General features: G+C 52.8%; 10 protein-coding genes. 1 reads left to right on the top strand and 9 read right to left on the bottom strand.

Going from position 1 to position 14,897, the window contains the following annotated elements; all coding sequences use genetic code 11:
• Positions 1–16 precede the first annotated feature (16 nt).
• Positions 17–490, bottom strand: a complete 474-nt coding sequence (gene greA / locus Q4579_RS00905; protein ID WP_303560904.1) for a transcription elongation factor GreA — start codon at positions 488–490, stop codon at positions 17–19.
• A 454-nt stretch (positions 491–944) separates the two neighbouring features.
• On the opposite strand from greA, the gene dacB reads away from it, so the two are divergent.
• Positions 945–2,357, top strand: coding sequence for a serine-type D-Ala-D-Ala carboxypeptidase (dacB, locus tag Q4579_RS00910; RefSeq protein WP_368501947.1), 1,413 nt, complete (start codon positions 945–947; stop codon positions 2,355–2,357).
• Between the two features lie 64 nt (positions 2,358–2,421).
• Here dacB and Q4579_RS00915 read toward each other — a convergent pair whose 3' ends face one another.
• The 8 genes from Q4579_RS00915 to dapB all read right to left on the bottom strand — a co-directional run bounded on the left by Q4579_RS00915 (position 2,422) and on the right by dapB (position 14,811).
• Entirely contained in the window at positions 2,422–2,967 is a 546-nt protein-coding gene (locus Q4579_RS00915; protein WP_303560906.1) for a hypothetical protein, read from the bottom strand.
• 24 nt (positions 2,968–2,991) lie between these two features.
• The gene (locus tag Q4579_RS00920; protein ID WP_303560908.1) at positions 2,992–4,782 is read right to left on the bottom strand and encodes a thiamine pyrophosphate-binding protein; all 1,791 of its coding nucleotides are present in this window, start codon (positions 4,780–4,782) and stop codon (positions 2,992–2,994) included.
• An 11-nt stretch (positions 4,783–4,793) separates the two neighbouring features.
• On the bottom strand, positions 4,794–6,245 hold the full coding sequence (locus Q4579_RS00925; protein WP_303560910.1) for a Dyp-type peroxidase: 1,452 nt from the start codon (positions 6,243–6,245) through the stop codon (positions 4,794–4,796).
• Between the two features lie 99 nt (positions 6,246–6,344).
• On the bottom strand, positions 6,345–6,929 hold the full coding sequence (locus Q4579_RS00930) for a carboxymuconolactone decarboxylase family protein (protein ID WP_303560912.1): 585 nt from the start codon (positions 6,927–6,929) through the stop codon (positions 6,345–6,347).
• A gap of 9 nt (positions 6,930–6,938) precedes the next feature.
• The gene (locus tag Q4579_RS00935) at positions 6,939–8,753 is read right to left on the bottom strand and encodes an FAD-dependent oxidoreductase (protein WP_303560913.1); all 1,815 of its coding nucleotides are present in this window, start codon (positions 8,751–8,753) and stop codon (positions 6,939–6,941) included.
• 335 nt (positions 8,754–9,088) lie between these two features.
• On the bottom strand, positions 9,089–12,313 hold the full coding sequence (gene carB / locus Q4579_RS00940) for a carbamoyl-phosphate synthase large subunit (RefSeq protein WP_303560914.1): 3,225 nt from the start codon (positions 12,311–12,313) through the stop codon (positions 9,089–9,091).
• A 17-nt stretch (positions 12,314–12,330) separates the two neighbouring features.
• Entirely contained in the window at positions 12,331–13,470 is a 1,140-nt protein-coding gene (gene carA, locus Q4579_RS00945; RefSeq protein ID WP_303560915.1) for a glutamine-hydrolyzing carbamoyl-phosphate synthase small subunit, read from the bottom strand.
• A gap of 531 nt (positions 13,471–14,001) precedes the next feature.
• Positions 14,002–14,811, bottom strand: coding sequence for a 4-hydroxy-tetrahydrodipicolinate reductase (gene dapB, locus Q4579_RS00950; RefSeq protein WP_303560916.1), 810 nt, complete (start codon positions 14,809–14,811; stop codon positions 14,002–14,004).
• Positions 14,812–14,897: the final 86 nt, after the last annotated feature.

A 14,897-nucleotide genomic window follows, 5' to 3' on the forward strand; every position in this document is an offset into this window, starting at 1 on the left:
TGCTGGCCCCCGGTCATTAAATATACTCGACCTTTTCGATTTCGAATTCTTTCTTACCGCCCGGTGTGGCGATACTGACTTCGTCACCTTCCTGTTTGCCAATCAACCCACGAGCAATTGGTGAATTCACCGAAATCAGACCACGTTTGATATCGGCCTCATCATCACCCACGATGCAGTAAGTGACTTCATCATCTGTATTGATATCCAGCAGCGAGACTGTCGCGCCAAAAATGACTTTTCCTGTGTTCGTCATCTTGGTCACATCGATCACTTGCGAAACAGACAGTTTATATTCGATGTCACGGATCTGAGCTTCACAGATTCCCTGCTCTTCGCGGGCAGCGTGATATTCAGCATTTTCTTTCAGATCACCCAGTTCACGCGCTTCAGCAATGGCCTCAGTAATCTGTGGACGACGTTTCATCAAGGCGTCCAGCTCTTGACGCAGCTGCTGTTCGCCGCGGACTGTCATTGGGATCTTTTCCATAATGTTATCTACCTCGAAACGCCAAAAAAGCGAGATTGCTTTTCGGACAAAAAAAAAGCCAGCCCAGCACAAGTCTGGGCTAACGCATATAGAAGAACTTCAATTTCTGTCCCACAAGATACCTAATACTCAGGCCCGGATGCAACCTCTGAATCATGGTTCTGATAAAGTGTCCGAAAAAGTCTCTTTATCTATGACGATGTCGCCATCATGCAGTGTTTCCTCTGAGCTGATATGCTATATCACGCATGAAAAATAAGGGGAATGATGCCCCACCCAGTTCACCCGACTTAAATGATGAGATCAGCCTGCGCATCGTTCAACACCGTCATATTCTGGAAAGCAAATCCCTTTCCGGATGATTTAACAGGATACTGACGAACTTTATTTGCCGGAGCGGTCTCAAAATCCCTAAGATTCCCGATTCAACCTGCAACGGCAAATAATGACAATGATGAAAAAAACAGTTGGCCTTCTTCTTTCTTCCCTGCTGCTGATGCCTCCGGCATTTGCCAGTTTCTCGCCGAAGGCGGCCATTGAAACGCTGCCTCCCGGGCACGACCTTGCTTTGATGATCAGCAATCCGGCCACAGGCGAACTCATTTACAGCCAAAGGGCGGAACAACTTCAGGCACCGGCCAGTACCCAAAAAGTTCTGACCGCATTAGCCGCAAAGCTGTACCTCGGAGACAATTTCCGTTTTACGACCCAAATCGAGCAACAGGGCGATGACCTGATCCTGAACTTCAGCGGTGATCCGACATTGTCGCGCCAGGATTTAACGGCCATGCTGCGCCAGTTGAAAAAGCAGGGCATTCGCCGGATTCGCGGCAATATTTATCTGAACGGGAGCCAGTTTACCGGCTATGAGCAGGCACCGGGTTGGCCATGGGACAGCCTTGGCGTCTGTTACAGCGCCCCCTCGAGCAGCATCACACTCGAGCACAACTGTGTGCAGGCAGCCCTGTACAGTGACCAGCAACCGGGACAACTGACCCGGCTACATGTCCCTGCACATCAGCCCATTTCTGCCACCAGCACAGCAAAAGTCGTGACCAAAGAGGAACAGACATCAGAATTCTGTGCATTAGAACTGGTGACTCAACCCGGAAACCATTATCAGCTCTCGGGCTGCCTGCCTCAGCGGGAAAATCCCCTGCCACTGAATTTCGCCGTGGTTGATACCGAAGCTTATGTCCGCAGTGTGCTGCAGCAAGAGCTGAAACGGAATGGGATTCAGTTCAAAGGGGAAATCCTGCGAAATGACCGGAAACAGGGCAAGATGCTGGTCTCACATCATTCAGACAAGCTGCCCGTGTTACTGAAAGTCATGCTGGAAGACTCAGATAATCTGATCGCTGATAATCTGGCGAAAACTCTGGGACAGCGTTACTACGAACAGTCGGGCAGTTTCCGCAACGGGACAGCCGCTATCAAGGAAATCATTCAAGCACACGCAGGCATTGACCTCAGCCTTGCTGTTCTGGCCGATGGTTCAGGTTTGTCGCGGGATAACCGGATTATGGCAACGGACATGATGAAAGTAATCACTTACATTTATCAGCATGATAAGCAACTGGGGTTACTGGCTGATTTTCCGATCGCAGGTGAAACCGGTACGCTGAAATATCGTCAAAGTGTGCGTCAGGCCCCCGTGAAACAGCACCTGGCCGCGAAATCCGGTTCTTTGTACGGCACTTTCAATCTCGCTGGCGTGATGACAGCAAAATCCGGTCAATCGCTGCTGGTCGTTCAGTTTGTCACCAACTATCTGCCCCCCGAAAAGCCAGCGGATGCGCCACCGACGGATCCGGACATTACCCGATTCGAACGCATCCTGTATACCGACCTCTACAATGCCTACTGATGCTTCCGCATTGATCCCCGGCCCTCAGACTTTCTGAGGGCCGGGAGATGGATAAGATTGCGGTTCAGAACGGTGCTTCACCGGCTTCCGGCAACGGTACATCAAATGAAAATACCACCGTTGATATCATACGGTACATGCCACAAGCCATCACCAGATCCAGCAATCCCTGCACCCCGATTTCATCAATCAATGCCTGTTGCGTCGTCTCAGCAATTCCGCGCTGATACGCCACATCCTGAGCCACCTGCCAGGTATTCAGGTAAAGAGGTTTCATCGTTGCGCTCGCTAAATCTCCGGATAGAACCTGCTGAATCACCTGTTGCGGTAATCCGGCACGCTCCGCCGGAACAATATGCTTCTCCCAGACAAAAGGGGCACCAATGCAGCGGGCTGTCGCCAGAATACCCAGTTCACGCAGATCGCCTGCCAATTCACTTTCATACCGGACATAAGTGCCAAGCTGACCAATATGCTGTGCCAGTACCGGATGGTTCATTAAGGTCCGGTACATCCCGGACAATCCGTCTCGCGGTCCCAGCAAAGTGTCGTAAATTGCCTGCCCCTGCGCATCCAGATCAGCGCGCTCAATCAAAGGTAACTTTGCCATCCATTTCACTCCTTCTCTGAACAATCAGGATTCCGACCAGTCGGGATGCGCCAGTTCCTGACGCCATGGGTTTACCGGTGTTTGAATGTTCGGGTCACAACGAGCATCAATCACAAAGGGGCCTTTGGCGGTAAAAGCCCGATCAAAGGCTTGGGCCAGCTCCTCCGGACACTTAACCACGATGCCATCCCCGCCCAATGCGCGGGAAAATGCCACCCAGTCATGTGTGGCCAGCGTTGTGAGCGCTTTGGCATTGTCGGTTTCAGCGCGCAGGTAAACATTTCCCAGCGCGCTGTTATTGATCACCAGCACCACCAAGGGTAACTGATGTCGCGCTGCCGTCTGAATCTCGATCCCGTTCATCAGCATGCAACCGTCCCCGGTGATCACCACACAGGGATGATCCGGATTGGCCACTTTGGCCCCCACACCAGCCGGGATCGCCCAGCCCATCGGCGCCAGTGCTGTGGCCGTCAGATACTGCCTGGGGCCATCACATTGCCAGTAATGTCCGGCAAACGCCCGGTGCGCGCCGGAATCTCCAATCATCACGGAGTCTTTCGGCGCGATACGCTGCAGTTCAGCAATGACCCGCGCCGGGTTCATCGGCACCGCATGACTGTTCAGGTCCTCCGGTTCATAAAACCTGGGGAGATCCTTTATCGTGCGAAGCCATGACTGGCGCCGCGAATTCATTGCCTGCAACGGCTTTAAGCGTTCTGTCTGTACTGGCATCGTCAGCCAGTCCAGCACCGCACTCACATCGCCCTGAATCGGGAACTGAACCGGGAAGTTTTTGTCGAAAATCCCGATGTCCAGATCGGCCTGATAAATGCCTGCTTCCGGTGTTAAAGCCCGATCCCAACGCATGGTATCCCGCTGGTTCAGGCTCGAACCCAGCACAAGCAGCAGCTGATTGTCTGCTATCTCAGATTGACCCGCCGCCAGTGCATGCTGATGCAGCAAGGCCAGCGTTGCGTGCTGCGTGCCTGAATACCCGAATACCCCCAAAGAGAGCGGATGATTTTCAGGAAAGACACCTTTGGCTTTCAGGGTTGTTGCCACCGGGATCTGGTAGGTTTCCGCGAAGGTTATCAGAGCCTGCGTGGCTTCGGCCCGAATGGCTCCGCTGCCGACCAGAATCGATACATTGGCTTTCCCCTGTTCGCTGGCCTGAATCAGCCCCTGACACAATTGCTCAGCACCCTTCAGATCAAAGGCGCGCGGCGTGCGTGCCGAATCATGCAATACCGGCACAGGGTGTTGCTGGCTGTTGAGCGTCTGCGTCTGAATTTCCTTGGGAAAACTCAGGCTGACCGGCCTGAGTGACTGTCCCAGCATGGTGCGAAATGCCCGGTCCAGCAAATGCGGCACCATGTCCGCTTCCGGGACCTTCATCGCCATTTCCGTCACCGGACTCAGCATGCTGATGTCATTCAGACCGGCTTCACTGGCATCCTGAAAACCACCGCGGCCATTCCAAGCGGTCGGAATTTCCCCGGCCAGCGCCAGCACCGGGGACTCATCCGTATAAGCCGTTGCCAGCGGCCCGATCATATTGGCCGTGCCGGGACCACCGATGCCCATACAGACACCAAACCGACCACTGGCTCTGGCATAGCCATCCGCCATATAAGCTGCACCGGTTTCACTGGCCGCCACGATGGCTTTCACATCCTCATCCCCCGTTCCAAACTGATTGAGAAACGGGTCCACCACTCCGCCTGGGACCATAAATACATGGTCAACACCATTGGCCTGAATGGCTTTCAGTACATAACGGGCGACGGGCATTGTTGTCGGATCGTCTTGCATTGGACCTCCTGTCATGCCGGTAAGTTTTTCAGGAAATGAAGACTCGGCATAAAGAAGTACTCGCCGCCTTTTGTACGCACAAATCCGGAAAAGCTGAAGCTTACTTTGTCTGCCGTCGGGCTTCCCCAGCCAGTCGACCAAGTCTGTGATTCCGGCGTCTGTCCGGGTTGAAGCTGACCCACCAAAGGATCTAACCCGACATCTCCGCGCAGGAAGTTTTCGTTATTACACCAGGTGTGCTGCATGAAAATAAACTGATCGACAATGCTGGCCTGAACACTCAGAAACAGCAGCCCGGCATCCGTCCATTCCGTGGCAGGGTTGAGTTCCGTATCCCCAAAACTGATCCCGCGACGGACAATCCGGCGACTGCGTTCGATCGTGGGCGGTGAATTAAACTGACGAACCGTATCACCCCGTGGATTGGTCTTGCGGACATGGGCATGAAACGGGCACCGCAAGCCATCGGCATCCTGATCAAAATTGAAGTTATTGAACAGATTGGTCCAGCCATCCCCGGCCTGTTCACTGATAGGGGTGCCGTCTTTGAACCGTCCGACACACAGGGCACCCGCAAAGTCCGGCGAAACTTTCCGATCCGCTTTTTCAGATAAGGTATTGGCCAGCAAATCCGCGCGTTGCCAGAACCCCTTGATGTTTTGCTGCAGCTTCCGGTACACCACATAGGTGCCGAAACTCGACTGATCGCCACCGGGATCCGGCACCATCACCAGACTGAGCGGCGCGCTCGGATCATTCTGGCTGTAACCGCCGTTACGGTATTCCTCATTCAGCTCCGAGAAGAGAAACTTTGGATTACTGACCCCATCCACAAAACCAAAGTGTTCAATCACCTGCTGCTTGTCATTACGCATCACATGACCACGCTGCACCACGACAATCTGCCCGATGCCATCCAGGGATTGCTTCAGGGCCTGAACCTGATGATCCAGCGATTGCTCAACCGTTGCCGGATCGCCGCTGAGCGCGAAGATCACCATGCCATCAATCGTTTGTGTAAACGGTGTTTCCCACTGTGATAAGTCATCATTCAGGGGATTTACTGTGGGTTTGTGATCCCCCCGTGGCGCAGTATCGTAGCGCTGCGTTACATCTTTCATCCCGGCCAGAAACGCCTGATCATCCGGCCATTGTGTCTGCGCCACCCCAAGGTGGCGGTATCCGGTCGCACTGAGCATCAGATTGACAAACAGATGATCGGCTTTGCCCTGCTGTTTAAAGGCCTGATGCTGGCGATCCTGTTCCGACATAGAGGTCACTGTTTCAGCCAGTTGCCGAATCCAGCGCCGGTTGGCGGCTTCATCCGAACCCAGACTGAAAAAAACATGCCGGGCGGCATCGCGGCCGTGACCTTTCAGAATGTTGCCCTGTAAGTTAGCAAAAACGGTCTGAAAGTTCGGGTCGTCTAAGCCAATATTGGTTTGATTTAAATTCACAGACATTGCTCATCTCCCTATGCAGCTGAGACCACCGGACATCGCCCACTCAGTGATAGATAAAAAAATAAGCCGGTGCTGTATGCACCGGCTTTCGCTTTGTATTTATAAAGATGTGGTACGGTATGCACCCGGTTCGGGTAAGGTCGGATTTCCGGATGCGGCCGGGATCTGACCGGCATTCAGCAGAGCGGCGACCATGGCGTAGTAGCCCGCCGTCAGCGTGATTTCAGTGATTTCCTGCACCGTGTACTGCGCCTGAAATTTACGAAATAACGAATCATCCACCCGTTTGTTTACCAACAGCCGACGCACGTAAGCCACCAGCTCCCGCTCGCGTTCACTGACCTCTGACTGCCCGTCCAGTGGCAAGCGCTGGCCTATCACTTCGATCACCTGCGGAGACACACCCGCCTTTTGTGCGAAACCGACATGATAGCCCCACTCAAACTGACATGCGTTTTCACTGAGTGCAGTGAGGATCACCAGCTCTTTCACCGCCGGATTCAGACAGGAATCGAACCGGATAAACCCACCCAGATCCGCCACCAGGTCCGCAGCTTTCGGTGAATTGAGCAATAAGGCAAATACGCCGGAGACATGCCCTCTGCTGGCCGAGATGTGATCATAGGCCGCCAGTGCTTCCGCCGAAAGTCCGTCCGGGTGATTGAGATAAGGCAACCGATTCATACTGCCTCCTTATCCGCGTTTCAGCGTGGGCAACTCATTTTCGTTTGCCAGCAGTGCCGCATTGACCGCCGATTCCACGGCCCCTTCAATCCAGGCGTGCTTCAGAGATGCATGTTCACCAGCGAAATGCAGCCGGGCTTTGCCAGTTTCCGGGTGCGGCCACTCCGACTGAATAATGGCTTTGTGCAGTAAATGGAGCTGTCCCGGATAGAAAATCGCAGCCTCGCCGAAAGCATAAGGATCGTTCATCCAACTGACCGTTGCAGCGCCAACGATGTTGTCCTGATTGTCCTTGTACTTCTTCGGATCGAAGACACACAAATCCCGGATTTTCTGTTGCGCAGCTTCCCTGACGGCATAATCCGCGCCAGGCTCATGATCGGCATGCACAATGGCGACATTGTTGAGGGCATAGCAATAGCGATCATAGTCCGACATCGAATCCCATTTACGGGCATCATCTGCCCAGGAGTAGCTCGCCAGCATCACACCGCCTTTACTGGAACCCATGCGCTCACTCGGGTAGTACATAAACCGGTTCGGCAGATCGGTGACCGAGCCACCGCCGTAAATCTCATTGCGGGTTTCCCAGAAACGCTCCCGGAACTCCAGCAGCACTTTGGTCGCAGCATCGTAATGCAGTTCACGCACGGCTTTACGTTTTTCCTGACTGATTTCCGGCCACACCTGCACCATCCGGAAACTCGAAAACGGAATGGTGACAATGGCTTCGTCCCAGCTGCGTTCCGACAGCAGCTTGGCAACGGCCTGATCCTGCTCCAGACGATCAGCAATATCGTGGGACACTTCCGTTTTAATTTTGACTTTGCCGGTTTCTTCGCACAGATACAGCGCGTTGACGGTCTGATTCAGATACGTCACATCATCAAGATTTTCCTGGTCGTAATAGGCTTGCGTGAATTTGTCTGTGCCGCCCTGAATCAGCCAAAAAGCGGTGTCCGGCCGAATGATTGCGAGCTCAATAAAGCTCTGAATAAAGGAGTAAGACATACGGGATTCAAGATTCTCGATCACGCCGATCATCTCGAGTGCATTTTCCGATAAATGCTCATTTCCGCTGAGTTCAACGATGGCCTCTTTCAGGAAGCGACGCATGGAATACTCACCGTATTTTTCAATGATCTGAGGCCAGGCTGTTTTCGGATCCGCATGAACCTGATTCACCAGATCGCCAATCGCTTTTTCCAGTAATTCAGACGCGGTGGAAAATTTCTCGTTTGCGTTGAGGTCATAGTTCAGCAACTCATTAATATCTGACCCTTCCAGCTCGTAATTTTTCCGCAACACATGGCGTCGGTTCACATGAACAAGGTTATTGCCGGTCGCTGCCAGGTTTGAAAGATCAACATTGCCTTGTGCATCCCGGTCCGGCTGCTGAATCTTGCCGGAAAGCGCGTCTTTTCTCGAAATACTTTTATTCAGGAAAAGCTGCTTCTGAACACCAGTCGAATCAATCAGGTATTGCACCAGTTTGTGTTGATCCGGGATGCGCATTGCGCCTGCTTCAGCCGATAAATGATCATCTTCAAAATATCGCTTTTGCGGGGTATTTCGAAATGTCCGGATCCGCCCCCCGACCCGGGTATTCCCTTCAACAATGGTGACCCGGTGCCCGGCTTTTCTTAATAAAGCCGCCGAGACCATACCGGCAATCCCGCAACCGAGAATCAGAATGTGTTTGGATTCCGCATTGGATTCAGGCAACCCAAATTCGAGACAAGCTTGATAAGCCTGTGCAATTTCATCCTGCTCAAACGGGAGCAGGCCGTGGAACGCATCCTCTAAAAAACTGACGTCTGACATAACCATTCCTTATTTTTGTCTGTGCTGAACGACTTTTCATCCGCAAAGCCGCATGACACCACGCTTTAAGCGTGATGATTTGACTCAATGAACCGTGAAAAAAGCTTGCTGAGTTCAAAACTAGGTCAGATTGATTCAGATACAAAAAATGGGAGAAGTGAGACTGAAAAGTACAATCATGCTCTCAATTGCATTGTGGAATGATGCAAGATTCAAGTGATGAGTTTTATCACGATCATGCTGCACGCAAAGATCAGAGACAAAAAAAAACAGGCCCCGACAATTTGCCGGGGCCTGCAGGATTTCAGTGTTATTTCACTGAGCGTGAATCAAACTTATTTGATTCGGGCATGCAGTTCCTGAACGGAAGTGACTGTATTGCGGTCATCCGCAGTCAGTGCCATACAGGTTGCAAAGGCAGCATTCAGCGTTGTGGTGTAGTTCACTTTCTCGGCCAGTGCACCGCGACGCAGGACTTTGGAGTCTTCAATCGCCTGACGACCTTCTGCCGTGTTGATGATGTAGCTGTACTCATTGTTCTTGATGCGGTCAAGAATGTGAGGACGGCCTTCATGCACCTTATTCACCAAACGCGGGTTGATGCCCGCTTCACCCAGAATCACTGCAGTGCCGTGGGTTGCATCCAGCTCATAACCCAGTTTCACCAGCTTCGCAGCCAGATCCACCACTCGGCGTTTGTCGTTGTTACGCACAGACAGTAGCGCGCGGCCTTTCTGGTCGCGGCTGTGTTCTTTGCCACAACCCAGCTCGGCTTTGGCAAATGCTTCTGCAAAAGTCTCGCCCACACCCATCACTTCACCCGTTGAGCGCATTTCAGGGCCAAGGATTGGGTCCACACCCGGGAACTTGTTGAATGGCAGCACCACTTCTTTCACCGAGTAATACGGTGGAATGATTTCTTTGGTGAAACCTTGTTGTTCCAGCGACTGACCAGCCATCACACGGGCTGCAATTTTCGCCAGCGGCGCACCGGTGGCTTTCGAGACGAAAGGTACAGTCCGGGCTGCACGCGGGTTCACTTCAATCAGATAAACTTCGTTATCTTTCACAGCAAACTGCGTATTCATCAGGCCGCGAACACCCAGCTCAAAGGCCAGCTTTTCAACCTGACGGCGCATTTCATCCTGAATTTCCTGGCTCAGCGTGTATGCAGGCAGCGAACAGGCCGAGTCACCCGAGTGAACACCCGCTTGCTCGATGTGCTCCATGATGCCGCCGATCACAACGCGCTCACCGTCACAAATCGCATCCACATCCACTTCAGTCGCATCATCCAGGAAGCGGTCCAGCAGAACCGGAGATTCGTTGGACACACTGACGGCTTCGTTGAAGTAGCGGCGCAGATCGGTTTCGTCGTAGACGATTTCCATCGCACGACCACCCAGAACATAAGACGGGCGAACCACCAGCGGGAAACCAATCTCTTTTGATTTCTCAATCGCCTGCTCCATCGCCGTCACGGTCGCATTTTCCGGTTGCTTCAGACCCAGACGATCAACCGCTTGCTGGAAACGTTCGCGGTCTTCAGCACGGTCAATCGCATCCGGGCTGGTGCCGATAATCGGCACACCGGCCGCTTCCAGTGCACGTGCCAGTTTCAGCGGGGTTTGACCACCGTATTGCACAATCACACCTTTCGGCTTCTCAACACGAACAATCGACAGCACATCTTCCAGCGTTACCGGCTCAAAATACAGACGGTCCGAGGTATCGTAATCAGTCGAGACGGTTTCTGGGTTACAGTTCACCATGATGGTTTCGTAACCGTCTTCGCGCAGAGCCAGTGAGGCGTGAACGCAGCAGTAATCGAATTCAATGCCCTGACCGATACGGTTTGGGCCACCGCCCAGTACCATGATTTTGTCACGGTCAGTCGGGTTCGCTTCACACTCTTCATCATAAGACGAGTACATGTAAGCGGTGTCTGATGAGAATTCAGCCGCACAGGTATCCACACGCTTGTAAACCGGGTGGATGTCGTGACGGTCACGCTCTTTGCGGATTTCCAGTTCCGCAACACCCAGCAGTTTCGCCAGACGCGCATCCGAGAAACCTTTACGCTTCAGCTGACGCAGGAAGTCGCCTGTCAGACCGGCAAAGCCGCCTTCTTTGACTTTAGCTTCCATCTGCACCAGTTCTTCAATCTGAACCAGGAACCAGCGGTCGATGTTAGTCAGGTTAAACACGCCATCCACAGACAAACCGGCACGGAAGGCATCCGCGATGTACCAGATACGCTCTGCACCCGCTTCTTTCAGTTCATGGCGGATCTTGGTCAAGGCTTCCGGATCATCCAGATCAACCATCTCGTCGAAACCATTGGCACCCACTTCCAGACCACGCAGCGCCTTTTGCAGCGACTCCTGCTGGTTCCGGCCAATCGCCATCACCTCGCCGACAGACTTCATCTGAGTCGTCAGGCGGTCGTTTGCACCCGCGAATTTTTCGAAGTTAAAGCGTGGGATCTTGGTGACAACGTAGTCGATGGTTGGTTCGAACGACGCAGGCGTTGCTCCACCGGTGATGTCGTTCATCAGCTCATCAAGCGTGAAGCCAACGGCCAGTTTTGCTGCCACTTTAGCAATCGGGAAGCCTGTTGCTTTCGACGCCAGTGCAGAAGAACGTGAAACACGCGGGTTCATCTCAATGATGACCATACGGCCATCTTTCGGGTTAATCCCGAACTGAACGTTGGAGCCACCGGTTTCTACGCCGATTTCACGCAGAACGGCCAGAGAAGCATTCCGCATCAGCTGATATTCTTTGTCTGTCAGCGTCTGAGCCGGTGCAACCGTGATGGAGTCACCGGTGTGAATGCCCATCGGGTCAAAGTTTTCAATCGCACAAACGATGATACAGTTGTCCGCTTTGTCACGGACCACTTCCATCTCGTACTCTTTCCAGCCAATCAGAGATTCATCAATCAGCAGCTCATTGGTTGGAGAAAGATCCAGACCACGGCGGCAGATTTCTTCGAATTCTTCTTTGTTGTACGCGATACCGCCACCGGTCCCACCCATGGTGAAGGACGGACGGATAATACAAGGGAAGCCGACCATATCGAGGACTTTGTAGGCTTCTTCCATGTTCTTCGCAGTATCTGCGCGCGGACACGCCAGACCAATTGATTTCATCGCTTTGTCGAAGCGTGAACGGTCTTCGGCTTTATCAATCGCGTCTGCAGTCGCACCAATCATCTCGACGCCGAATTCTTCCAGCACACCATGCTTTTCCAGCGCCAGTGCACAGTTCAGTGCCGTCTGGCCGCCCATGGTTGGCAGGATCGCGTCCGGACGCTCTTTTTCGATGATTTTACGAACCACTTCCCAGTGGATCGGCTCAATATAAGTCGCATCCGCCATTTCAGGGTCGGTCATGATCGTCGCGGGATTCGAGTTCACCAGGATGACGCGATAACCTTCTTCACGCAGCGCTTTACAGGCTTGTGCGCCTGAATAGTCGAATTCACACGCCTGGCCAATCACAATCGGACCGGCACCCAGAATCAGAACACTTTGTATGTCAGTACGTTTTGGCATCGTTTTACTACTCCGGCTTAGGCGCTGTGCTGTTTAATCAGTTCGATAAAGTGGTCAAAAAGTGGTGCCGCATCGTGCGGGCCCGGGCTGGCTTCCGGGTGACCCTGGAAGCTGAACGCTGGCTTGTCGGTACGGTGAATTCCCTGCAGGGAACCATCAAACAGAGATTTATGCGTGGCGCGCAGGTTCTCTGGCAGCGTCTCTTCGTCGGCAGCAAAGCCGTGGTTCTGGCTGGTGATCATCACAACATTGCGGTCCAGATCTTTCACCGGGTGGTTCGCACCGTGGTGGCCGAACTTCATTTTCACCGTCTTGGCACCGCTGGCCAGCGCCAGAATCTGGTGTCCCAGGCAGATGCCAAAGATTGGCAGTCCTTTGTCCAGGAAGGTTTGAGTGGCTTCAATCGCGTAAGTACATGGTTCCGGGTCGCCTGGTCCGTTCGACAGGAAAATACCGTCCGGATTCATGGCCAGCACGTCTTCGGCTGAGGTTTCAGCCGGCACGACGGTCAGGCGGCAGCCGCGGTCAACCAGCATGCGCAGAATATTGCGCTTGGCACCGAAATCATACGCCACAACATGGTAAGGCAGGTCGCTCGCATTCTGTGCTTCCGGCAAACCGTTCTCCAGCGTCCAGGAACCTTGTGTCCAGCTGTAGTTTTCTTTGGTCGTCACCACTTTCGCCAGATCCATACCTTTCAGGCCAGGAAACGCTTTTGCTTTTTCCAGCGCCAGTGCAGGGTCCAGATTATCCCCCGCCATGATGCAACCGTTCTGGGCGCCTTTCTCACGCAGCAAACGGGTCAGTTTACGGGTGTCAATATCAGCAATGCCGACAATATTCTGGGATTTCAGATAATCAGACAGGGTCTGTTGGGAGCGGAAATTGGAAGCAATCAGAGGGAGGTCGCGAATTACCAGGCCTTGCGCATGGATTGAAGTAGATTCTTCGTCTTCGGAATTGGTTCCGGTGTTGCCAATGTGGGGATAAGTAAGGGTCACAATCTGTTGAGAGTAAGAGGGGTCAGTGAGAATTTCCTGATACCCCGTCATCGAGGTATTGAAAACAACTTCACCAACGGCCGAACCATCTGCACCGATGGATACGCCGTGGAATACAGTCCCGTCCTCAAGGACTAACAGCGCCGATTTGCTCAAGACAACCTCCAATCTTCATAAAAACGCAAATAAAACGGATAAAATTGCACTCACCCATTCCATAGAAAGTCATCAACCGAGTCAAGCCGATTTTTGACAAATTGCGCGCATTCTAGAGATCCACGTCCAAGGTGTCAACAACAGGGTGAAATTTAATTTTAAATATCCCGATCAGAGGTCTCCTTTGACGCCAAACCTGTGAAAGAACATCTTTTCCTGCCCGTTTCTACCGTGTTTCTGGCTGCATGTTCAGGCAACCGTTTGCGGCACTGTGGACCGAGAGCCAAAAAAGAAAACAACGTAAAAAAAGTCAAAAAAACCCAAGATAAGCATGGTTTTTGATGGCGATATTCAGTTAAGGCGCCTAAAAACCAGAAAATAGCAACCTAAGTTGTGCAAACGCAACCGCCATCGCAAGGAGAATTCAATCTCGGTCATTTTGAGAAATTATGCAAAACCGGGGGTCGAGGCGGGGCATTTTTTATCACGTACAGATAAAAAAAACGGCCATTAATCTGGCCGTTGAAAAAATTACAGGTCATTCAAACCAAGGACATCCTGCATGGTATAGAAGCCAGCTGGTTGCTGCTCTAACCAGACTGCAGCGCGTACCGCCCCATTCGCGAAGGTCATCCGATCGGTTGCTTTGTGCGTGATTTCCACCCGCTCGCCAATGTCTGCGAACATCGCCGTATGTTCACCCACGATATCGCCGGCCCGGATCGTGGCAAATCCAATCTCGTTCCGGCTGCGTTCACCGGTAATGCCTTCACGGGCGTACACAGCCACGTCACTCAGCTTATTGCCCATCGCACTCGCAATCGCCTCACCCATCCCCAGAGCTGTGCCGGATGGCGCATCGACTTTGTGTCTGTGGTGCGCTTCAATGATCTCAATGTCGCAGTACTCGCCCATCACTTTGGCGGCTTTTTCCAGCAATTTGAAGGTCAGGTTGACACCCACGCTGTAGTTTGGCGCCATCACCACTGCAATCTCGCCAGCCGCTTCGTCAATCAGTGCTTTTTCTTCTTCACTGAAGCCGGTTGTGCCAATCACAATCTTCTTGTTGTGCTTGCGGCAAAGCGCGATATTCGCCAGGGTCGCCACAGGTGCCGTGAAATCAATCAGGACATCAAAATCATGGATCGCCTTTTCTAAGTCATCGACCACAGCAACGTCCAGTTTTCCAATGCCTGCCAGCTCCCCTGCATCGACTCCGATCAGGCTGCTTTGCGGACGTTCTGTTGCAGCACCGACCTGAGCATGCTCAGACTGAGCTGCCGCCTTAAGTAACTGACGTCCCATTCGCCCTGCCGCTCCGGCAACCGCGATTCTGACCATAGCTGTTTCTCCTTAAAATTCTCAGCAGCCCACTAATCTAGCCTGTCTCCCGGCGAAAAAAAACCCCGGCAAAGCCGGGGTTCCTG

It is taken from the genome of Photobacterium sp. 1_MG-2023 (assembly GCF_030547945.1).
In the GTDB taxonomy this organism is placed as follows: domain Bacteria; phylum Pseudomonadota; class Gammaproteobacteria; order Enterobacterales; family Vibrionaceae; genus Photobacterium.

Coding starts and splice junctions, on each gene's coding strand:
- greA (WP_303560904.1), bottom strand. CDS start 490: ATGGAAAAGATCCCAATGACAGTCCGCGGCGAACAGCAGCTGCGTCAA.
- dacB (WP_368501947.1), top strand. CDS start 945: ATGAAAAAAACAGTTGGCCTTCTTCTTTCTTCCCTGCTGCTGATGCCT.
- Q4579_RS00915 (WP_303560906.1), bottom strand. CDS start 2,967: ATGGCAAAGTTACCTTTGATTGAGCGCGCTGATCTGGATGCGCAGGGG.
- Q4579_RS00920 (WP_303560908.1), bottom strand. CDS start 4,782: ATGCAAGACGATCCGACAACAATGCCCGTCGCCCGTTATGTACTGAAA.
- Q4579_RS00925 (WP_303560910.1), bottom strand. CDS start 6,245: ATGTCTGTGAATTTAAATCAAACCAATATTGGCTTAGACGACCCGAAC.
- Q4579_RS00930 (WP_303560912.1), bottom strand. CDS start 6,929: ATGAATCGGTTGCCTTATCTCAATCACCCGGACGGACTTTCGGCGGAA.
- Q4579_RS00935 (WP_303560913.1), bottom strand. CDS start 8,753: ATGTCAGACGTCAGTTTTTTAGAGGATGCGTTCCACGGCCTGCTCCCG.
- carB (WP_303560914.1), bottom strand. CDS start 12,313: ATGCCAAAACGTACTGACATACAAAGTGTTCTGATTCTGGGTGCCGGT.
- dapB (WP_303560916.1), bottom strand. CDS start 14,811: ATGGTCAGAATCGCGGTTGCCGGAGCGGCAGGGCGAATGGGACGTCAG.